The 22592-nt window shown below is 45.7% G+C and carries 20 protein-coding genes and 2 riboswitches; all 20 genes read right to left on the bottom strand.

What is annotated here, in order from left to right:
* Positions 1-68: 68 nt before the first annotated feature.
* The 20 genes from CN378_RS11150 to hpf all read right to left on the bottom strand — a co-directional run bounded on the left by CN378_RS11150 (position 69) and on the right by hpf (position 22320).
* The gene (locus tag CN378_RS11150; protein ID WP_098351968.1) at positions 69-1520 is read right to left on the bottom strand and encodes a S41 family peptidase; all 1452 of its coding nucleotides are present in this window, start codon (positions 1518-1520) and stop codon (positions 69-71) included.
* Between the two features lie 174 nt (positions 1521-1694).
* Positions 1695-2762 carry a homoserine O-acetyltransferase MetX gene (gene metX, locus CN378_RS11145; protein ID WP_098351967.1) on the bottom strand — a complete coding sequence of 356 codons (1068 nt, stop codon included), beginning with the start codon at positions 2760-2762 and terminating at the stop codon, positions 1695-1697.
* 48 nt (positions 2763-2810) lie between these two features.
* Positions 2811-4106 (bottom strand): O-acetylhomoserine aminocarboxypropyltransferase/cysteine synthase family protein, encoded by a 1296-nt coding sequence (locus CN378_RS11140; RefSeq protein WP_098351966.1) that lies wholly within the window; start codon positions 4104-4106, stop codon positions 2811-2813.
* Between the two features lie 272 nt (positions 4107-4378).
* Positions 4379-4492: riboswitch (SAM riboswitch) on the bottom strand.
* A 100-nt stretch (positions 4493-4592) separates the two neighbouring features.
* Positions 4593-5732, bottom strand: coding sequence for a trans-sulfuration enzyme family protein (locus CN378_RS11135; RefSeq protein WP_098351965.1), 1140 nt, complete (start codon positions 5730-5732; stop codon positions 4593-4595).
* 129 nt (positions 5733-5861) lie between these two features.
* Entirely contained in the window at positions 5862-6242 is a 381-nt protein-coding gene (locus CN378_RS11130; RefSeq protein ID WP_098351964.1) for a DUF302 domain-containing protein, read from the bottom strand.
* An 86-nt stretch (positions 6243-6328) separates the two neighbouring features.
* Complete coding sequence (locus CN378_RS11125; protein WP_098351963.1) at positions 6329-6910, bottom strand: redoxin domain-containing protein; 582 nt, start codon at positions 6908-6910, stop codon at positions 6329-6331.
* Positions 6903-7517, bottom strand: a complete 615-nt coding sequence (locus CN378_RS11120) for a hypothetical protein (RefSeq protein ID WP_098351962.1) — start codon at positions 7515-7517, stop codon at positions 6903-6905. Before CN378_RS11120 ends, CN378_RS11125 begins: the two co-directional genes overlap by 8 nt.
* A 15-nt stretch (positions 7518-7532) precedes the next feature.
* On the bottom strand, positions 7533-8111 hold the full coding sequence (locus CN378_RS11115; protein ID WP_098351961.1) for a class I SAM-dependent methyltransferase: 579 nt from the start codon (positions 8109-8111) through the stop codon (positions 7533-7535).
* A 184-nt stretch (positions 8112-8295) separates the two neighbouring features.
* Positions 8296-8535, bottom strand: coding sequence for a hypothetical protein (locus CN378_RS11110; RefSeq protein WP_098351960.1), 240 nt, complete (start codon positions 8533-8535; stop codon positions 8296-8298).
* Positions 8536-8661: 126 nt separating this feature from the next.
* Positions 8662-8748: riboswitch (cyclic di-GMP riboswitch) on the bottom strand.
* 142 nt (positions 8749-8890) lie between these two features.
* On the bottom strand, positions 8891-10246 hold the full coding sequence (locus CN378_RS11105) for a murein hydrolase activator EnvC family protein (RefSeq protein WP_098351959.1): 1356 nt from the start codon (positions 10244-10246) through the stop codon (positions 8891-8893).
* Between the two features lie 39 nt (positions 10247-10285).
* Positions 10286-11170, bottom strand: a complete 885-nt coding sequence (gene ftsX, locus CN378_RS11100) for a permease-like cell division protein FtsX (protein ID WP_098351958.1) — start codon at positions 11168-11170, stop codon at positions 10286-10288.
* Positions 11160-11846, bottom strand: a complete 687-nt coding sequence (ftsE, locus tag CN378_RS11095; protein ID WP_098351957.1) for a cell division ATP-binding protein FtsE — start codon at positions 11844-11846, stop codon at positions 11160-11162. The genes ftsX and ftsE overlap by 11 nt, the downstream gene beginning before the upstream one ends.
* Positions 11847-12405: 559 nt before the next feature.
* Positions 12406-12720, bottom strand: coding sequence for a cytochrome c551 (cccB, locus tag CN378_RS11090; protein ID WP_098351956.1), 315 nt, complete (start codon positions 12718-12720; stop codon positions 12406-12408).
* Between the two features lie 76 nt (positions 12721-12796).
* Positions 12797-13669, bottom strand: coding sequence for a YitT family protein (locus tag CN378_RS11085; RefSeq protein ID WP_098351955.1), 873 nt, complete (start codon positions 13667-13669; stop codon positions 12797-12799).
* A 430-nt stretch (positions 13670-14099) separates the two neighbouring features.
* A protein-coding gene (prfB, locus tag CN378_RS11080; RefSeq protein WP_098351954.1) for a peptide chain release factor 2 occupies positions 14100-15201 on the bottom strand; the annotation gives its coding sequence in 2 pieces (ribosomal slippage) (positions 14100-15128 and positions 15130-15201; 1101 coding nt in all).
* Between the two features lie 316 nt (positions 15202-15517).
* Positions 15518-18028 carry a preprotein translocase subunit SecA gene (gene secA, locus CN378_RS11075; protein WP_098351953.1) on the bottom strand — a complete coding sequence of 837 codons (2511 nt, stop codon included), beginning with the start codon at positions 18026-18028 and terminating at the stop codon, positions 15518-15520.
* 382 nt (positions 18029-18410) lie between these two features.
* Positions 18411-19535 carry a YecA family protein gene (locus CN378_RS11070; RefSeq protein ID WP_179884878.1) on the bottom strand — a complete coding sequence of 375 codons (1125 nt, stop codon included), beginning with the start codon at positions 19533-19535 and terminating at the stop codon, positions 18411-18413.
* A gap of 130 nt (positions 19536-19665) precedes the next feature.
* Positions 19666-20502: a DUF1028 domain-containing protein gene (locus CN378_RS11065; RefSeq protein ID WP_098351951.1), complete on the bottom strand. Its 837-nt coding sequence runs from the start codon at positions 20500-20502 to the stop codon at positions 19666-19668.
* 14 nt (positions 20503-20516) lie between these two features.
* Positions 20517-21626: an aminopeptidase gene (locus CN378_RS11060; RefSeq protein WP_098351950.1), complete on the bottom strand. Its 1110-nt coding sequence runs from the start codon at positions 21624-21626 to the stop codon at positions 20517-20519.
* A 115-nt stretch (positions 21627-21741) separates the two neighbouring features.
* Positions 21742-22320 carry a ribosome hibernation-promoting factor, HPF/YfiA family gene (hpf, locus tag CN378_RS11055; RefSeq protein ID WP_098351949.1) on the bottom strand — a complete coding sequence of 193 codons (579 nt, stop codon included), beginning with the start codon at positions 22318-22320 and terminating at the stop codon, positions 21742-21744.
* Positions 22321-22592 lie beyond the last annotated feature (272 nt).

The raw sequence follows: 22592 nt of genomic DNA, 5'->3' as shown, positions 1-22592 counted from the left end.
ATGAATAGGTAGAAATGAATCAAATGCCTCACAAAAAGGGACCTCTCACGAAGAGAGATCCCTTTCCATTATTGATCCAATTTTGCCGTGCGCTCTATATACTCCAAGGCAGCCTGCAGCTGCAGATCGTTCTTTTCATCCTTTACGGCTTTGAATATTTCTTCCTGCAATCTTTCGCCTGTTTTGGCATCAATGACTCCCGTGACGTCCATGCTTTCTTGGATCTGGAAATCCTTGACGGCCTTTGCGGTTTTCTTGCTGAAATATCCATCGGTCCGATCAGGTGAGAAGCCTAATCCTTGAAGCATTTCCTGGGCATTCTGCACCTGTTCGTTGTTCGCTCCCTCTTTCAATGGTTTTTCCACCTGGAGAGGATGTGCATAGAAGTAGGATGGCTGTCTGACCGGGATATCCGGCTTGATGCCCTTCTTATGGATCCAATTCCCGTTCGGCGTCAGCCATTTGAACATCGTCAATTTGATGTTGCTGCCATCCCCCATCGGCACTGCCTGTTGGACGGTCCCTTTCCCGAAGCTCTTCGTCCCGATCAGTGGATATCCCTCTGCCTCTTTCAGTGCCCCGGCAAGGATTTCAGATGCGGACGCACTGCCTTCATCGATGAGAACGACGACAGGATACGCTTTTCTTTCCTTGCTATTTGAGAAGGACTTCAGCACCTCTCCGCTTCGTTCCTGGATTTGCACATACGGTTTTTTCTCTGTGACGAACTGTTTGAGGATGTCTTCCACACTGGAAAGAAGTCCGCCCGGATTGCCCCTGACATCGAGAATCAATCCTTCTACCTTTTTCTTCTCCAGTTCGGCCAGCTGCTTTTTAAAATCGACGGCCGTATTTTCCGAGAAGGTGGTGATCTGAATATATCCCGTCTTCTTCCCATTGACTTCCTTTACATCCGAGATTACTGTTTCAACAGGGATTTCATCCCGTTTCACGGACACTTCGATCGGATCTGAGAGCCCCTCTCTCGTAATCGACAATTTAACATCGGTTCCCTTTTTACCTCTGATTTTCAACGTGGCCTCATAAAGATCAAGGCCGTCGATGCTGTTTCCGTCCACCTTGATGATGCGGTCATTGGGTTTCAACCCGGCTTTTTCTGCAGGTGAATTTTTAAAAGGAGCCACGATGACCAGTTTTCCATCCATAATCGTCACCTCTGCCCCGATTCCTTCAAAGGAGGAATCCAGGGCGTCATTAAATTGGGACGCGGTCTCGGCGTTCATATAAACAGAATACGGGTCATCCAGGGTCTTCAGCATCCCCTGAATCGCCCCTTCCACGAGCTGTCCCTTGTCCACATCCTGAAAGAACTTATCACTAATCAGATCATACGCGACTTCCACCTTGTGAAGCTTATCATTCAGCTCCCCTTTACCGTCAAACTGAGCAAGCTCGTCCCCCGAACCGCCCGTCCACTCCAAGCCGCCATACATTCCTCCTGCACCGATCAGCATGCTAATGATGATGGTGATGATGAGCTTTCTGCCCGTCCACTCCATATATTCCCCTCCAGCTTGTCGTTTGTTTATGCTCTGGATAAGAGCAGCCCGGTAAAGCCGCTGACCCATCCAACGAAAAAAGACACCACACAAAAACGCGCTAAGGCGGTGCGATGTCTTTGCTTATTTAACTATATGCCGGAGGGGGACGAGTTATGATTCGCAGTAGATGATTTAACCCGTCACCACCCGTTGGACCCGGAGATTTGTAAGGTGGGATGAAATGATCCCTCCCCACTTCCCGAATTCAACAAGAAACCCATCATGTCCAAAGGCTGTTGGGATAAAATAGTGTTCACCCTTTGGAACTCCTTCGGTGAATTCCTTTAAATACTGGGGAGAATAAATCAAATCACCCTCATAGCTGATCGAGATCAGCTCGCACTGATAGGACTCCGCTACTTTTTCCGTACCTCCCCTTCCCCTGCCGATATCATGGGTATTCATGGCTTTCAGAAGGGTAAGATAGCTGTTCGGATCAAATCGCTTCCCCAGTTTCTTTCCCTGATAATCAAGATAGCTTTCCACATTGTATTGCTCATTGGTCCTCTGCCGTTGAAAACGCTGATCAAACAACTCCTGTGTCCGGTACGTCACCATTCCAACCATTCTAGCAATCTCCAACCCTTTTAACGTGGCACCCTCGGGATAGTACCCTTTCTGAAAATCAGGATCCCCCTCGATGGCCGTGATCCCGATATGATTAAACGCAATGCCATAGTCATTCAATGCAGGCGAGACGGCGAGGGCGAACACCTTTTTTATAAAGGAAGGGTACTCAGCACCCCACTCCAACGCCTGCATCCCACCCAATGAGCCACCGATCACCGCTTCAATGTGATCGATGGAAAGCTGTTGGAGCGCTTCATATTGAGCATGGACCATGTCCCTTATGGTGATGTGAGGGAAGTCGGGACCGTAACGCTCTCCCGTGTCGGAACGGTTGGACGCAGGTCCCGTGCTTCCTTCGCATCCTCCCAATACATTGAAAGCAATCACATTGTAACGATTTGTATCAATATAAGAGCGGGGACCGATCAGTCCATCCCACCAGCCCCGGTCCTCACTCGTCCCCTTAACGATATGGGTGCCGGTGAGGGCGTGGCATATGAGGATGACCGGGCCTCCCTTGTTTCCGGTCCTTTCATACGCAAGCTGAACATTTTGCAACGTTTTGCCTGACTCTAATGTGAGGGATGGGATGGTAATGGAGCTTACTTCGTATGAGTATGAATTCTCCATTCCTCCACCTCCTTTTTGTTTATTAATCTTTTCAGAAAAATCTCTCATTTACACCCGGGAAGTCTCCAGCGCCACTTCGATCGCATGATCCAGATCCTCGATCAAATCCTTCGCAGATTCCAACCCGACGGAAAGTCTCACGAGATCCTCTGTTACACCGGTCGCTCGGATTTCCTGATCGTTTAACTGCTGATGGGTCGTGGACGCTGGGTGGATGATCAGCGACTTCGCATCCCCTACATTGGCAACATGGGACCAGAGGGAGATGTTGTCGACGACTTTCCGTCCTGAATCCCTGCCTCCTTTGATTCCGAAGACGACGATGGAGCCTGCTCCGTTTTTCAAATATTTTTGAGCAAGTGCGTGGGATGGATGCTGTGGAAGACCTGGGTAAGACACCCACGCGACACCACTATGCTGATCTAAGTGCTCCGCGATCTTCAACGCATTTTCGGTGTGACGCTCGATGCGGAGATGCAGGGTTTCCAATCCCTGCAATAACAGAAAGGCGTTTTGTGGACTCAAGCATGCCCCGAGGTCACGAAGCAGCTGCACCCTCAATTTTGTGATGAAGGCGGCTGCCCCCACATCCTGTGCGTACCGAAGCCCATTGTAACTCCGATCCTCTTCCGTGAATCCAGGGAACTTTTCATGATTCCAATCAAACTTCCCGCCGTCGATAACGACTCCCCCGATCGCCGTACCGTGCCCGCCGATCCATTTCGTTGCCGAGTGGATGACGATGTCCGCTCCCCACTCAATCGGCTTGCACACGTAAGGAGTGGCAAATGTGTTGTCGATGATGAGCGGGATATGGTTGTCGTGGGCCACTTTCGCCACCGCTTCGATATCGAGTACATGGAGACTTGGGTTTCCGATCGTCTCGGCGAATACCGCTTTCGTTTTCGGCGTAATCGCTTTTCGGAAGTTCTCCGGATCGGTCGGATCCACGAAATGGACCTTGATTCCGTATTTCGGAAGCGTCGTAGAGAATAAATTATACGTGCCACCGTAGAGGTTGGTGGCTGCCACGATTTCATCCCCTGCCCCGGCGATATTTAAAATGGACAGGGAAATGGCCGCCATCCCGGATGAAACCCCAAGGGCGCCGATTCCGCCTTCTAAAAGGGCAAGGCGTTTCTCCAGCACGTCAACCGTCGGATTCATGATCCGCGTGTAGATATTGCCCGGTTCTTCAAGGGCAAATAGCTTGGCGGCATGGTCACTGTTGTCGAAAACATAGGATGTGGTTTGATAAATGGGAACCGCTCTTGATCCTGTGGATGGGTCCGGCTCCTGGCCGCCGTGAAGAAGCAGAGTGTCGAAATCGAATGATTTTGTCATTGAGAATTCCTCCTGAATGGTTTTTTTGAGTTGGGTATAGGTGCTAGGGTTCAGCTGATGGGTTTTTCAGCTGCTGAATTTGAGAAAATATTCAGCTGTTGATAATCGGGATGATTTCAGCTGCTGACATTGTGCAAAATATCAGCAGCTGAAGTACCACCAAACATTCTCCTGCTGAATCCAAAAACGGAAGTGTGCCGGTCTAAGAAGCTGGAAGAGGAAAAAATAAAAACCCCCTTCCTAAGAAGAGGGTCTAATTGAATAGGGTCCTCCTCTTATCTTTCAGGCAGATCGCCTGCAGGAATTAGCACCTTTTCATGTGACGAGTGCACATGAAGGTTGCCGGGTTTCATCGGGCCTAGTCCCTCCACCTCTCTGGATAAGAGCATGTAGTTGTCAATGTGAAAAATTCTTGCGTTGAGATGAATTATAAAGGGTAACAGGTCTCAACGTCAAGACTATTTTCAGAATTTTTTATTTTTTAATTTATTTTTTATTTGAAGCCGCGATCGCTTCGTTAAACTGAGCGACGATATCTTCCCCATCCTCGATACCTAACGATATGCGAACCACATGGGTGTTGATGCCGAGTTTCTCCTGGGCTTCTTTCGGAAGGGCACGGTGGGACGTTCCCAACGGATAGGAAACCGTTGTTTCCACGCCTGCAAGGGACGGGATGATCTTGATCCAGCCCAGGGACTTAAAGAATGTGCTGATATCACATCCGGAGTCGAGTTCGATGGTGACGATGGCCCCATTCCCTTTATCAGACAGATCGGTTGGATAGTATACCCTCTTCACCTGTTCATTGCCTCGCAGCTCATCAGCAAGGGTCCGGGCATTTCCAGCCTGGGTACCCACCCGCAGTGCCAGTGTTTTTGCCCCGCGGCATGTGAGCCACGCTTCAAATGGGCTTAGGTTTGAACCGATGTTCACTACTTTCTCTCTCGCTTTTTGAACTAGCTCTTCTTTTCCAACCACGACACCCGCCGTGATATCACTATGCCCGCCAATATACTTTGTGGCACTGTGAGCGACCAGATCGATCCCTTCCAGGAAAGGCTGGCGGAGAAACGGGGTCGCAAACGTGTTGTCGATCATCGTTTTCAGATTATGCTTCCCGGCGATTTCCACCATTGTTGAAAGATCTTCTACACGCATGAAAGGGTTTGTGACTGTTTCACTGTACAGAAGTTTCGTCTTTGGAGTGATGGCCCTTTCTACTTCTCCCTCACTCGTAAAATCAACAAAAGAGGTTGAGATGCCGAATCCTTTCAGCTCTTCTTTTAACATATGGAAGGTCCCGCCGTATAAGTCCTCGGCTGCGATGATATGATCCCCTGCCTGAACGACTGACAGGATTCCGACAAGGATCGCTGATAATCCGGAAGAAGTCGCGACACCTGCAGGCGCTCCTTCCAGGTCTGCCACCATCTTTCCAAGCTCATCGGTGTTCGGGTTGCCTGTCCTTGTGTAAAGATAAGGGGACTTCCCTTCATAAAAACCCTCCAGCTCCTCCAGTGACGTAAAAGAAAAAGCAGACGTCTGGTAAATCGGCGTCGTCTTACTGCGGATTTCCTCTGTTCCTTTCAGCTGGCTATGTACGACTTTGGTGGTGAATTTCATCTCATTGTCATCCTTCCTGAATCTATGTATTTTTAAAAGTGTATCATATTCAGAAGATTGTGAGGAGTGTGAGGTGTCGGATGCCATAAAAAAAGAACCCGCCGCTTGGGTGCAACAGGTTCCGTTCGATCAGACGTTTTCTAAACAGCCGATCAAGCGATTTTCAATATCCAGTGCCAAACGTTTCAATTCATCATTGTCCACCATCTCGATCAGCTTGCTTGGTTTCGCCATACCGATCTTTGTGGTTCCGCCTTCTGTGTAAACCGTTACTTTACAAGGCAGGAAATAGCTTACGAGCATGCTTTCTTCCAGTACCTTTTTCGCTTCGTGGGGGTTACACACTTCCAGTACGACTACTTCTTCGTTGAAATCGAGTCCTTTATCGTGGAGCTTTGCGGCAAGATCAAGATTCCACAGGACACCAAAGCTTTCCTCTTTCAAGGCGGTCTCTACTGCAGCTACCGCTTCTTTTACATTCATTGAAACTTCTTTTGTGTAATGAAACATGATTCTATCTCCTCCTTTATTGACATGCTTACCTATACCTCATAGCGTATGTAATGAAACGTCCTTTTGAAGGTCCGTCCCTCTCATTATTCCATCTGTTCGACCATCTTACCCATCATTTCTTCGTTCATGGGGCCGACGATTTTGTGTTGAATGAGGCCGTTTGTGTCGATCATGTAGGAGGTCGGGATCGTGAATACACGGTACTGGTCGCCGATGTCGCCCTTTTCATCCATGGGAATCGGGAAAGTGAGTTCATAGCCGTCGACGAATTGTTCGACTGCCTTCTTTCCATCATCCTGGGAGGTTAGGTTGACGGCGAGGATTTCGACATTCTCTTTTTTCGCATTTGTTTCGTAGTAATTCTGCATATGTGGCATTTCCGCTTTACACGGCGGACACCAGGTCGCCCAGAAATTCAGGATCACTTTCTTGCCTTGATAATCAGAAAGTTTGACGTTTTCACCATCTAAAGTGATTAATGTAAAATCAGGGGCGCGATCCCCTTTGGTGAGGCCTTGTTTCGCATCAGAAAGGTCCATGGACTCACTCGCCAACTGGTCAGCTTCTTCCTTAGCCTTCTTTTCCTGTTGATCCTGAAACAAGTTCACCAGGAAGATTCCAATCAGGAGGGCAACGATGGCCAGGGCAAAATTTCGTTTATTCATTGTGTTTCCTCCTTACGTAAAAAAAGATAAGATAGATCATCACCAGCAGGTACGTCCAGGTGACTGTGGTAAACACAGCATCTCCATACATGGAATGGAAAAACAGTTGAAGGAGAGTGAAGACAACCACTAATTGCACTGCCCAGGTATCACGATCAGACCCTTTTATTTTTTTCAAAAGGAAAAGGGTCACTCCACCGTTGATGACGAATTGAGTAACTGCAACTAAAAAATCAGCACCAAGTAAATGAGCTACCAATTCATAAAAAGCAACAGTGCTTATCCAGGCAAACACCAAATAAGATGTGCCTGCCGTCTTTTTAAAAAAGATGTAAAAAAGGACTGTCATGATACCCAACCAATAGCCTACCATGCCTCCATGAAAATAAAGAATCGTAATGGGGTGTTTGATGACCATTTGGAAATCGACGACAAGGACACTCAGTTTCCAGATAAGGAGAAAATAAAATACACCGTCCGAATACCAGTCGCTTGTCTTTCTGCTCCAGAAGTAGAGAAACACATACGTCAGGATGAAAGAAGCGATGATGGCTACCCAGGAAGCCGGGAACGTGAATGAGCCTATGGTGTACCATCTTTCAGCCATTCAGCACGACTCCCTTCATAGACAAGCGTTTTTCCTCACGACAATATAATAGACGGATGGATGAAGATACCCCGTCTCCGTCTCGAATCCTGCAGAATGGAGCTTTTGTTCGAGTTCCACAGAAGGAAGCCTCTCAGCTAAGGGTGGCCCCATTTCTGATTCCATCCTTTCCCAGTCAAGAATCAACCAGAGTCCATCCTCCTTCAGCATATCATGGAGGTCCTGAAAGACCTTGATCAAATCCGGTACTTCATGCAGGACGAAGGCAGATACCACCTTATCCAATGTGCCTTGGTTGAAGCTAAGATATTCAAGAGACGATTTAACATAAACAATATTATCTATCTTTTCCTCTGCTGCACGGTGTTTCAGGTACTCAAGCATTTCCTGCTGCAGGTCCACTGCCTGGACCTTTGTATGCACCTGTTTGGCGATGGGAAGGGTCAAATAGCCATTCCCGCAGCCCAGGTCTGCAACGATATCTTCCACCTTCAATTGAAGGAGCTCTAATACTTTCTCCACAGGTACAAGCTCTTGGCGTTTTGGATCAAGCAGCTTTGAAGCTTTGTGATGTTCGAATAAATGTCCAGTCATTCGGTTTCCTCCGTTCAGTTTGCATACCCTAATATGTATTATTATCTTGAAATTTTGCCTTTCAATCAAGTTATTTACTCATAGTGTATCCTGATTTCACTTCAAAAAAAGGCTCCTTCTAGCCTGAAGGAACCTTTCGTAAAGTATTATGAGTGCGATATGTAAATCTTTGAAAAAATGAAGTTTAAGCTGCTTTTAAACCTTCCAAGATCAGCATGAAATATTTGACGGTATTCCCGCCGCGCTGATTGATGATGTCGATGTCATGGAGAATCTTTTTGACCTCTTCAGCACCTACACAGTCAATCAACATATCACTGACTTCTTCTGCAGTATACTGACCTATATGGGTATACTTCAATGCGGTCCGATTCCTTCTGCAGAAACTTCTTAATTGCCTTTTAATATCTGCTAACTCCAACATCATCATCCTTCTTACAGATTCAAATCTTACTAACCCGAGCGTGATGAGATAAAAATAACCTACCAAAAAGGCAGGCTAAATCATACTAGGATAACGTTCGAATTAGTAATCATTGCTTCCATTATTTTCGGTAACCCGGCGATCATTATTTAATAAAATGGCAGACCCGTGGTTTTGCGTCCTAATTTTTCAATTAGTTTGCCTTTTTCGAAAAATTGCTGAGTACAGATTTCATTATACTAAAAAATTGTAGTGATGAAAACACCATTCTGTAATGTTGGGCTTATCTTTTGCTTGTTCATCTTCTAAGATCGATATAAAAAACCCCGCTTCCATTGAAGCGGGGTCCCGTTAATTAAAAGTTGATATATTGACGTGGATCTACAGCATTTGCATGTGATGCACTCCAAGAACCTCTGTATAGTTCGAAGTGTAAATGCTGACCGAAGGAGTAACCTGTGTTACCCATGTAACCGATTTTGTCACCTTTGTTCACTGCTTGTCCAGTGCTAACCAATGAAGATGACATATGAGCATATACAGTCGTGAACGTTTGACCGTTGATAGAGTGTGTAATGTATACTACATTACCGTAGCTTGAGCTGTAATGGCTCTTGATAACATATCCATCTGCTGCTGCAGAGATCGGAACACTTCCGCGAGCCGCAATATCTGTACCGTAGTGAAAGCGTTGTTTACCGTTTAAGGTATCCCAGCCGAAGTTAGTGGTGATTGTACCGTAAGCTGGAGCCGTCCAAGTACCCCCACTCACTGGCGCACTAGGTGCTGGTGCTGATTCTGCAGGAGCTGAAGAAGAACCGCTGCTGCTGCTTGTCGTTGCCTGCTTTTGTGCCGCTGCACGCTTTGCCGCCTCAGCTTCTGCCTGACGCTTACGTTCGATTTCACGCTGACGCGCTAGTTCTGCTAAACGGGCTTGTTCAGCCTGGATTTCACCTTCAAGCTGGTGCTCCATTTTAGAAAGCTCGTCCGATTCTTTCTCAAGATCGGCTTTTTCTACTTTTAACGTAGCCTGTTGAGCTTCCAGCTGTTTGAATAATTCTGCTTTTTTAGCTTTTTGGCCAGCAAGATCATTTTTCAGGGATTCAAGATTCGCTTTAGAAGCTTCCAGGTCAGCAAGCTCTTTTTCTACTTCAGCTTGTTTCTTCTCTAACTCAGCCTGATCGCGTTTCTGTTCGTCCATGATTTTTTTATCGGCACTCACAATTGTATTCACTGCTGTTACACGGTTGATGAAGTCTCCGAAGCTATCCGCTCCAAGAAGTACGTCAAGGTAATTGGCAGAGCCGCCTTTTTCTTGGATTGCACGCGCACGCTCTTTCAGCAATACGTTACGCTCTTCAATCTTTTTCTTTAACTCTTCGATATCTTCTTTAAGTTTATTGATTTTTGCTGTCGTTTCATCAATTTCTTTTGTTTTTTCTGCAATCTTAGTTTCAGTATCTTTTAATTTCGTGCTGATTTCAGCAATCTGTGATTGAATGTCTTTTTGTTTATTGATGTTTTGATCGATTTCTGATTTTTTCTCATCAATTTTCCCGTTGATTTGTTCCTTTTTAGATGAAACATCATCCTGCTGTTTCTTTAAGTCCTCCACGGAGGAGTTAGCGCTAGCAGTGGTTGCTAACGTTGGTAGACTTCCGATTGTTAATGCTGCTGCAATTGATAATGATATGAAATACTTCCTGTTCAAGCGGCATGCTCCTTTCAGCTTCTATCAACCTATCAAATTTTATACTCTTAAGAATTTACGAACAGACATAAAACTTCCCCAAGCCCCGATCAGGCAACCCATTAATAGAATTAATCCGTTTACTTGATAGATAAAGGGGGTAAAATCTAATATCTGAATAAAATGGTTTTGTAGTTTTGGTTTAATGAATCCATAGGCATAGTAGTAACCTGTCGTTACAAGAGCGATCGGGATAATAGAACCTAAAATTCCGAGCCATAGTCCTTCTAACATGAATGGCCAGCGTACGAACCAGTTGGTTGCACCCACGAGTTTCATTATCTCGATTTCCCTTCTTCTTGCGACAATGGTGATTTTGATCGTATTTGAGATGAGGAACATGGCAGTGAACAACAGACCGATGATCAACACAAGGCCAACGTTTCGACTCATTTCCAGTACATTGAATAACTTTTCAATCTTCGCTTCACCATACAGGGCTTCATTTACCCCATCGTACTTACTGATTTGACCAGCGATTTTCCCAGTATCACGTGGATCCTTCGCTTTAACGATGAACACGTCATATAATGGGTTATCTTGTTCAAATAATCTGAAATCGTCTCCCAGATCCTTCACGAGGTTCTGAAGTTCTTCTTCCTTGGAAGAATACTCGACGGATTCGACTCCACTGATATTCTTAATCTTTTTATCTATTTTATCGATTTGAGATTGTTCAGTTCCGATTTCCAGTAATACTCTCACTTCAACGTCTTTCTCAATATCGGTTGCTACCTTGTTCATGTTTAGCATCAATACGATAAATACACCAACAAGGAGTAATGTTACGGTAACGGCACTCACTGATGCGAATGTCATCCAGCCGTTACGTCCGATGCTTTTGAAGCTTTCCCTAAAGTGGCGACCATACGTCCTAGCTTTCATAGCCGTAATCACCTCGCTGTTCGTCCCGGACAATCCGGCCATTCTCAATGGCGATTACCCGGTGCTTGATCGTATTGACGATTTCCCGGTTATGTGTAGCCATTATCACGGTTGTACCGCGGTTGCTGATTTCTTCAAAGATGTTCATGATATCCCAAGATGTTTCAGGGTCAAGGTTTCCTGTAGGCTCATCTGCAATTACCAGCTTCGGCGTATTCACGATGGATCGTGCAATCGATACACGCTGCTGCTCTCCGCCTGACAGCTCATTCGGTAGCATACGTGCTTTATGCTTTAACCCGACCAGATCCAGTACTTCCATGACTCTCTTCTTGATTTGCTTTGGGTGTTCTTCTATTACTTCAAGTGCAAAGGCAATATTTTCATAGATCGTCAGCGATGGTAACAGCTTGAAATCCTGAAATACAACCCCAACGTTTCTTCGTAAGTATGGAACCCTACTATTTTTTAATTTTGCGAGATTAATACCATTTACAATGATATCTCCTTTAGAAGGACGTTCTTCGCGGTACATCATTTTAATAAAAGTAGACTTCCCGGCGCCACTTGGACCCACAACATACACAAACTCGCCTTGCTTAATGTGGACGTTAAAGCCATTAGCAGCCATGACACCGTTGCTGTACTGCTTATAGACGTCTTTCATTTCTATCATTTTAAAATCACCTAATTTGTATTATGTAGTTACCCTCTTGGCTGTTATCGACATATGTACACGGCACGTAACCAAAGTCGTCTTTACCACCGTTAGACAAAAATTGGTGAAAAAACTCGAATTACGCTTCCGAAAATTATTATAACATCACTTTATCGTAAGTTAAGGAAAAAAATTATTACATTTTCATTTCAGAACCTAATAAAATGTGAATTTTTTACCTGATTTACTGTCGATTGTGCCTATTAAAAGAAATAATTATAGAACTTTATACCTAATACCTGGTACTAATACTACGTTCTTAAGCTTCAGGGAGCCATCATAACAAATGCTAAGTTGGTGCTATTCTGATTAGGTTACTAGGTTATAATTGAGAACGTTTTAACGACGAATGAGTAAGGGGTTCCATTGGAAAAGTTTCTGTAACAAAGACTTAAAGAAGGAGTAGAAAAAAACTGTGGATAAACGATGGGTGGAAGGTTCTTTCCGGAAAAACTGAGGTCAATGGGAAATGAGACAAAATAAAAGAAGAATCCACTTACGGACTCTTCTCCTCATCTTATTTCTTATTCGATAACCATTCTGCCACTGCTTCTGCTTCCTCACCTTTAATGAGTCCAGGAGGCATTTGACCTTTACCATTCTTGATAGTTTCAAGGATTTGATCTTTGCTTAGTTCAGCACCGATATTTTTAAGGGCAGGGCCCATTCCGCCTTCAAGGTTCCCCCCATGGCAGCTGGTGCACTTATTGTTTACGATTTTTTCAGGGTCTACTCCGCCGGAGCTTGTTTCTGTACTGTCGCCGCCGTCTCCACCACAGGCTGCAAGTACCAATGAAGCGCCAAAAAGAACACCTAGTAGCTTTTTCTTCATCTTATATCCCCCCAGGAAACATTTTTCAGAGTCGCGGATGTGAGGTCCGTCCCTCTCTTACATAATTATACCAAGTTTAAACCCGTTTGAAACCTTCCCCCAATACTTCTGACGCGTCCATTGTCACGACGAATGCAGAGGGATCAATGGTTTTGACCAGTTGTTTCAGTTTTGTGAATTCGGTTTGATCCACGACACACATGAGGATCGGGCGTTCATCATCCGTATATCCGCCGTATGCAGATAGTTTTGTCACTCCGCGATCGATTTTATTCAGGATTCCTTCACGGACTTCTTCCTGTCTGTTTGTAATAATAAGAGCCATCTTGGAACGGCTGATACCTACTTGAACCAGATCAATGGTTTTACTTGTCACATAAAGGCCAATAAGAGCGTATAATCCGCGTTCGATGTCATAGACGATGGCGGCAGAAAGGACGATCATCCCGTCTATGATGGCCACGCAGGTCCCAAGCGAAAGACCCGTGAACTTATTGACAATCTGTGCGGCAAGGTCCGTCCCTCCCGTTGAAGCTCTTCCCCGGAACACGATCCCTAAACCAAGTCCTACACCAATACCACCAAAAAGGGCACCGAGCAACGGATCTTCCGTCCATGGTTTCCAGTCTTCAGTCAAGAACACGACCAGTGGTAAAAATACCGTACCGATGGCCGTTTTGACACCGAATTGCAGCCCCAGAAAAATGAGCCCGGCAACGAACAGAGGAATGTTGAAAGCCCATTGGACATAGGCAGGCTTCCAGTCAAACAGTCCATTCAGGATGGTCGATATCCCGCTCACCCCTCCCGACGCGACTTCATTCGGAAGTAAGAACACATTAAACGCAATGGCCACAATCGTTGACCCAAACACAACAAATAAATACTCTAACAACTTCTCTTTCCGTGGATTAAATGCCTGCTCACGGCGCCTTTCCTTCAAACCCATCCATTCCGACTCCTTTAACCTATGTATTAATAGTATGAGTACAAACCCTTCCTTTGATGCAACTCTTCCGAGGGACGGACCTCTGAACCGAATCACCGCCCTTGTGAAGAAATATACAATCAATGTTGGACCTGCACATCCATCATTCATAACTATTGAAGTGAAAATGGTGATATAAATGGGATGTTTGACTTCTTCCAGCCCCTCTGTATCAACCTTTGAGAGTATAGCATGGGCACATAAACGTGTAAATAACAGTTCAATAACGTGTTAAAGCATTAATGGACTGAGGTCTGATGGGGGTTAATGTGAGGGACGGACCTTTTTTTGAGGTTTGATAATGGGCTAACTATGCCTTTTAGAGGTCTGTCCCTCAAACGGATAAAGTAAAAACTGCCCTCTCCGGTATTCGGGAGGGCAGTCTGGCATTTTATTGTATTCTGGATCTCAGGTAAGCGTTGATGAACGGGTCGATGTCGCCGTCCATGACACCTTGCACGTTGCCTGATTCTGTATTGGTTCTGTGGTCCTTGACCATGGAGTATGGGTGGAAGACGTAGGAACGGATCTGGCTTCCCCATCCGATTTCCTTTTGCTCTCCCCGGATTTCAGCAAGTTCCTGCTCCTGCTCTTCGATCCGTTTTTGGTAGAGCTTCGCTTTCAGCATTTTCATCGCCGACTCACGGTTCTTGATCTGGGAACGTTCTGATTGACACGTCACCACTACATTGGTTGGTAAATGAGTGATACGGACGGCTGAGTCGGTCGTATTGATATGCTGACCACCGGCTCCACTGGCACGGTACGTATCAATTTTCAGATCTTCTGTACGGATGTCGATTTCGATTTCTTCATTGAATTCCGGCATGACTTCACACGATACGAAGGATGTGTGACGACGGCCCGAGGAATCAAACGGTGAAATACGGACAAGACGGTGTACGCCTTTTTCAGCTTTCAAATAGCCGTATGCGTTGTGACCCTTGATCGCTAACGTTACACTCTTGATTCCCGCTTCATCCCCCGGAAGGTAATCCAGTGTTTCCACCTTGAATCCACGTTTCTCACCCCAACGCGTGTACATGCGTAGAAGCATGGAACCCCAGTCCTGTGACTCAGTTCCGCCTGCACCTGGATGCAGTTCAAGGATAGCGTTGTTTTTATCATGTTCTTCACTGAGAAGAAGCTGAAGCTCGTAGTCATTTAGACGTTTGACCAGGTCAGCAAGCTCTTCTTCAAGGTCTTTTTGAAGTTCTTCGTCCGGTTCTTCTTTGACAAGCTCAAGGGTCAACTCGAGATTCTCCTGGGATTCAAGCAATGATTTGTATTCATTGACCAAATCCTTCAGTCCGTTTCCTTCGTTGATGAGTCCCTGTGCTTTTTGCTGGTCATCCCAGAAGTCGGGTTGGACCATGATTTCGTCCAGTTCCTGGATCCTTGCCTCTTTGTTTTCTAAGTCAAAGAGACCCCCTGAAGTCCGCTAATGTCTTAGCTGATTTTTCTAACTCTGCTCTGATTTCTGATAGTTCCATGTGTGGTCACCTCTATAGTTATTTGGGTTGTTGATGTTTGTAAATGTCATTTTGGAGTTTATCTTAGCCAGTGGTGTGATTTCCGCTGCAGGTGCTCGCTTTCCGCGGGGCGTGNNTAAAGCCCTGTGGGGTCTCAACTTCCACGCGTTTCCCGCAGGAGTCGAGCACCTTCCGCTTCAATCAATAGTGTTTTAACACTTGCCATTCTACAATTCACAATTAATGCCTTCTATTCCATCTAACCTATAAAAAACGGAAAAGTACCTGGGATTTATTTTAGCAAAATAAATCCCAGGTATCATCTCATTTCTTTTCGTTATCCGGTTATGCCATGGCAGTGTTTGTATTTTTTGCCGCTTCCGCATGGGCATGGGTCGTTTCGGCCGACGTCTGCTTGTTTACGGACTGGTTGTTTTTTGGCTTTTGCTCCGTCTTCTTTCGGGTTTACCGCTTGGCCTTTGGCCACTTCCTGGCGTTCCAGGTTGTTGCGGATTTCCGCTTTCATGACGTATTTGGCCACGTCTTCTTCGATGGCGAGTACCATGCTTTCGAACATGGCGAATCCTTCATGCTGGTATTCGCGCAGTGGATCATTTTGTCCGTATGCACGTAGGTGGATACCCTGACGCAGTTGATCCATGGCATCGATATGATCGATCCATTTAGTATCAACGGCGCGAAGCAGGATGACTTTTTCAAACTCGCGCATCTGTTCAGGTGTCAGCTGCTCTTCTTTTTCATTATAACGATGCTGTACATCTTCGTAGATGAGAGCCATCATTTCATCTGCTTCTTTTCCGCGAAGATCATCGACCGTCACGTCATTTTCAGGTAGAAGGTTGGCATTGACGTAATCTACGATACCTTGTAGATTCCAGTTCTCCATCTCTTCTTCTGAAGTATGGGCCGCTACCTGACGTTCGATGGCTGATTTGATCATGCCTTCAACGATGTCACGAAGATTTTCGGAATCGATGACTTCATTACGCTGCTTGTAAATGATTTCACGCTGTTGACGCAGGACGTCATCATATTGAAGAAGCTGTTTACGGGCGTCGAAGTTGTTTCCTTCCACTCGTTTTTGAGCTGATTCTACAGCACGGCTGACCATTTTACTCTGGATCGGCTGGGAATCGTCCATTCCAAGACGTTCCATCATGCTCTTCATGTTGTCAGAGCCGAACCTTCTCATCAATTCATCCTCCATTGAGAGGTAGAACTGAGTCACACCAGGGTCCCCTTGACGTCCGGAACGTCCACGAAGCTGGTTATCGATACGGCGTGATTCGTGACGCTCGGTACCGATGACGGCAAGACCGCCAAGATCGATGACGCCTTCCCCAAGCTTGATATCCGTACCACGACCGGCCATGTTTGTCGCGATCGTAACGGCACCAGGCTGACCCGCTTCTAAAATGATTTCGGCTTCACGGCCATGGTTCTTCGCATTGAGGACGTTATGGCGTACGCCTTTTTTCGTCAGAAGCTTAGAGATCAACTCTGACGTTTCAACGGCAACCGTACCAACAAGTACTGGCTGTCCTTTTTCATGGCGTTCTTTAATGTCTTCCACAACCGCGTTGAACTTCCCTTCGATGGAAGCGAAGATTAAATCCGCGCGGTCATCACGGACGATCGGTCTATTCGTAGGGATCACAATAACGTTCATATTGTAAATGTTACGGAACTCTTCTTCTTCCGTCTTCGCTGTACCCGTCATACCGGACAGCTTTTCGTACATACGGAAGTAGTTCTGGAACGTGATCGTCGCCATCGTCATGCTTTCGTTCTGGATTTCAAGGCCTTCTTTTGCTTCAATCGATTGGTGAAGGCCGTCACTGTAACGGCGCCCCTTCATCAGGCGACCCGTGAATGAGTCAACAATGACGATTTCGCCTTCCTGCACCACGTAATCAACGTCCCGGTGCATACTTACGTGTGCTTTCAACGCCTGGTTGATGTGATGATTAAGGGTTACGTGTGAAATATCGAACAGATTATCAATATGGAAGGCTCTTTCTACCTTGCTGATTCCGTCTTCCGTCAATTGAACACCCTTGGTTTTCTCATCATATGTGTAATCTTCTTCTTTTTTCAGGGTACGTACGACCGCATTCGCCTGGATATAAAGCTGAGGCGTGCGCTGGGCGTTACCAGAAATGATCAGTGGTGTACGTGCTTCATCGATAAGAATGGAGTCAACTTCATCGATAACGGCAAAGTGAAGGCTGCGCTGCACCATTTGGTCTTTATAGAGGACCATGTTGTCACGCAGATAGTCAAATCCAAACTCGTTATTCGTACCATATGTGATATCCGCGTTATAAGCTTCGCGTTTTTCATCTTTGGACATGGAGTTAAGGTTGAGTCCTACAGTCAGTCCTAAGAAATTGTACAGTTTACCCATTTCCTCGGCATCACGGCTGGCAAGATAATCATTGACCGTGATGACGTGAACGCCTTTTCCAGTGATGGCATTCAAGTAAACAGGCATTGTAGCCGTCAGGGTTTTACCTTCACCGGTTTTCATCTCGGAGATATTCCCGCCGTGGAGGGAAATACCACCCATCAGCTGAACGCGGTACGGGTATAGACCCAATACGCGGCGTGCTGCTTCCCGTACGACAGCAAAGGCTTCTACGAGCATGTCCTCAAGGTCTTCACCCTTTTGATAGCGTTCTTTGAAACGCTCCGTTCTTTCACGGATTTCGTCATCCGTCAAACGCTCCATATCGGGGCCTAATTCTTCTATTTGATCGGCCAGTTTCTCCAGCCTCTTTAATTCTCTTTTATTTACATCGAACACTTTATTTAATAGACCAAGCATGTATAAACGCTCCTTTATCTGTGTTGGAATGAGAGCCAAACGTCACAAGTATAACGAAAGAAAATGAGATTCCAATGAGAATTATGTGAAATCCCTGTAAAAAACAAGGAGAATCACTTCACATCACTCTACTTAAAATTCGCTACTAAAACCAATTATCCTCCCACACAAACACGATATTTTCCCTATCAATCTTACCACTATCCCCTATCGGTTACAACTTAAGGCTTTGAGGGACGGACCTCCGTATTGCTGCCCTTTGGAAGGTTGGATGCTTTCATATCAAGCTTTCTTTCCATATTGGTCGTGATTTGGGAGGTCCGTCCCTCAAAAAAAGCCGCCTTTATCAGACGACTTTCGTAGGGTGTGTATTTAGTTTGGGTCAGGTGTTCGTTGCTTTCAGCAGTTCGCTGACGGTGTCCTGGTAGCTTTCCCAGATTTGCTTGCTTCGTCTTGAGATGCTGTTGGCGGAGACATCGAAGTATTCGGCCAGTTCTTTTTGAACGTGGCGGATGCTGATTTCGTCGATGTTTTTCGCCATGTCGACCAGTGCCCCCGAGTAGATTTTCGGATTGCGGATCGTCGGGCGTTCCGTGTAGAAGTATTTTTCCAACACGGCTACGAGCAGCTCACTTTCTTTCTTGTCTTCCCCTTTTTCAGACAGGAAGGTTTGAAGTGAAGTGATGGCTTCGTTGTATTCCGGTGTCTTCCAGATTTCGACTCCTTCAATGGAGTCTGAAGCATCCTCATCAGAATCATTCGCTGTATCGGATTCAACAGACGCTTTACCAATTGCGGCTGCTTTTCCAGCTTTCTTTTTCTCTGCACTATAGAGGACAAATCCAACATCCGCGATTTCCAGGTACTGTGCTGATAAGTAATCATGGAGAGTTTCAAACTCACCCTGTTCAAAGCGGATCTTCACCAATTCCATCGCAGCCTTTTCAATCGCTGGATAAATGAAATATTGGGCAAACGGAAGATACTTCTCTCCATTCGGTAACAGCAGCCCCAAGAAGAAACTGTTCTCCTCCAGCTTACCGAATTTTTCTGTCACGATAAGGGTATCCCCCGTGATCGCTTCCTCGACACGCAATGTACTGTCATCAAGCTTCTCAACCGTACCAGCCGTCACTCGTACATTTTTCCAAGACTCCAACACTTCAGCCGTCTGGGGACGGGTCACCGTGCTCAGCTGCTTATCGACAAATCGTTCGATCAAACGCACTCCGTCAGCATCCTGCTGAGTCGCTCCGTACCAGCTGACAAAGGCCATTTCATATATATCGGGATCTGCCTGCATCAAGTCCATCTTTGAAAGATAATGATGGTATGATTCTTCCATCTCGGCAGACTGCGCCGTAGCGATGAAATCATAAAGCTGCGCCTGAAGCACATCCAGCTCCTGACTCACCAGGGTATCTATATTTACAGCATTTTCACAGCATTTCTTATATTTTTTCCCACTGCCACAAGGACATGGTTCATTTCTTCCGACTGTACTCATGTTTGTATTTACCTCCAACTTCTCTGAGTCCCGTACACAAAGGTTCATTATATAACATTTCAAGCGTTCGTTAAACTGTTTGAGTACAAGAAAAAAGAACCAGTCGATTACCGACCGGTCCTTTTCCCATTTATTTTCGTTGATTTTTCATATAATCCAAGACATCCAGATCGATATAATTCTCTTCCTGCTCACGCATTTCAAAGTTTTCCGTGTGCAAATAGTCTTTCAGATTCTGATAAAGGGACTGGCCCTCTTTCGCATATCCGAGACGACTCAGCTCACGCTCCACTTCTTCGTGAATGCCACCTTCAAGGAGCACCACTCTCCCAGCATCCGATTCTTTGAAATACAGCTGATGAAGCTGATAGATCCGTTTTAATTCCTTGATGGGTGAAGCGTGGTCATCGACCCTCAGATCAATGTACCGATCATTGAAGCCGCCATATCCACCCTTTTCCTTCACCACTAAAAGGGCAGCTGACTGCATGCCCCGGGAGTCACCGCCCGCATCCTGACCGGCATCCAGGGCCTCGAGCAATCTCTCTGCAAGCGAACCGGTCGTAGACTCAAAGGTTTCCGCCATCGCCCTCACGGTTTGTCCATCTACTAAAATATTTCCTTGAGCGGCAAAGTGCTTTCCTGTTTGTCCCCCGGCCCAGTCATAGCACCCTTCTCCGGTAAAAGTAGCGGGGTTTCCCCACGCATCGATCAATCCCACCTGGCGCAATGGGCGCTCCGGGTCATCCGTTGTGATAATTTCAAGTGCCTCTTCCGCCGTCTTGCCTTCCTCCATCAGTTGAAGCGCATGTGGTCCGTACGAAGTATTCGCGTAGGACTGTGTCGCCACCGCCCCGACGCCTACTTTTGCAAACGGTACAACGGATCCAACACCAAGGAACTTGGACTGTACCGCAATCCCCCATTCCTTTTCCTCAGGGTCATAGCCAACAATTGAATATGTCATGGTGAAGTCCTCCTTTAAATTAAAGCGTCAGGATTCAATCCTTTTAGCTCTTCCACTACAAATAACCCATCTTTACGAATTAAAACATCATCAAAGTAAATTTCCCCGCCGCCGTATTCCGGACGCTGAATGCACACCATGTCCCAGTGCACGTTGGAACGATTTCCGTTGTCTGCCTCTTCATAGGCCTGCCCCGGTGTGAAGTGGAAGCTTCCGTTGATTTTTTCATCGAATAGAATATCCTGCATCGGCTCATTGATTTTCGGATTCACCCCAAGGGCAAACTCCCCGATAAAACGGGCTCCTTCATCAGTGTCCAAAATATCGTTCAGTTCCTTCGTTTTATCAGCCGTCGCATTCACGATCTTACCGTTCTCAAACGTCAAAGACACATTGTTAAAGGAAAAACCGCGATAAAGAGTCGGGGTATTATACGTAATCGTCCCGTTTACGCTATCCTTCACAGGAGCCGTATACACTTCTCCGTCAGGAATGTTCCGCTCCCCGAAACACATGACAGACGGAATGTCTTTGATAGAGAATGTAAGGTCCGTCCCTACACCGGTGATGCGCACTTTATCGGTTTTATCCATCAGCTCTTTCAGAGGTTTCTGGGCTTCTTCCATCTGTTTGTAGTCGACTGTGCAGACTTCCATTAAATAGTCGAAAAACGTTTCATAGCTCATCTTCGCTTTTTGAGCGAGTGAGAAGTTTGGATAGTTTAAAAGAACCCACTTTTTGTTTTGGATTAGATAGTCGTTGGATTCTTTCATGTGAGGCATAAGCTCCTGCCATTGTTCAGGTGGGACTTCACTCATCTCCGCGTCATTGGCATCGCTGGCAATATGGATTACCGCATCCAGATCTTCATACTGCTGCATATTCCATTTATTTCGAATAATAACCTGCTCCGGCTTGGCATGACTGACCATGATCCGATTGAGTTCAAGGTCGCTTAATTCAAAATAAGGAATGACTCCCATTTCATATGATTTTTTAAGGAGCTCCTTTATAAGAGGCTGCGTTGAATGTTCCCCTGTTATCATAAGCTTTTCCCCTTCTTTCACCTTCAGTGAATGGGTTAAAAGCACTTCTGCTAACTTCTCTAATCGTGGATCTCTCATTTGATCTCCCCCTCATTTTCGTCTACCTTCAAACTTCGACAAAAAATGGTAAAATCCTCCTAACAATAAAAAACTCCTGCGGTCGGTGTGACCGCAGGATTTCCTGGTTATCAAATTAGTTTGTTTCAATCAAGCCGTACTTCCCGTCACGACGCTTGTACACAATATTCGTTGCGTTTGTCTCTGCGTCTGTGAAGATGAAGAATGTGTGCCCGAGCATGTTCATCTGAAGAATTGCTTCTTCACTGTCCATCGGCTTAAGATTGAACTGCTTTGTTCTTACTACTTCCGTATCGTCCTCTTCCTCCAGTTCAACGGCAGCTGCGCCATTAGGAGAAACGTGATTCAGATCTTCCTGAGCCGCGAAAAACTCCTTCGGGCTGCCCTTTTCACGCATCTTACGGTTCACTCTTGTTTTATGTTTGCGAATTTGACGCTCCAATTTATCTACTATCAGATCAATGGCCGCATACATATCCGTGTTGCGTTCCTCTGCACGTAACACTAAATGCGGCATTGGAATAGTCACTTCAGTTTTCGTATTTTTATCAGGATACACTTTTAAATTAACATGTACATTTGCATCAGGAGTTTCATTAAAGTAACGATCTAACTTGCCAATCTTCTTCTCCACGTGTTCGCGAATCGCTGGAGTTACCTCAATGTTCTCGCCTCGAATGTTGTAGTTCAACATGTAAACTCCTCCTTTTAAAAATAAAGCTATGTTTATATATTCTCCATTCCCTTCTTTAATCCTCCTTAAACTTTCTAAATTTTTTGTCAATTTTTTGTGAAGTTTGTAAGATGTCGTCGAAGGTGTTGCTATATCAGGGTTTGGAGAGTTTTAAGAGTGAGGTGAGCTTTGCGAGTGTTTTGGGGTCACCTGGCACTCTTTATAGTATTATTATCCCACTAATTTGAGGAATTAGACGGTGGGGTTGTGGAGGTTTTGTGGAGAGTTTGGGG

Source organism: Bacillus sp. AFS015802, from assembly GCF_002561455.1.
GTDB lineage: Bacteria > Bacillota > Bacilli > Bacillales > Bacillaceae_B > Rossellomorea.
Note: the sequence above shows the minus strand (reverse complement) of the source record. Positions and strands in the feature narration are given on the sequence as shown.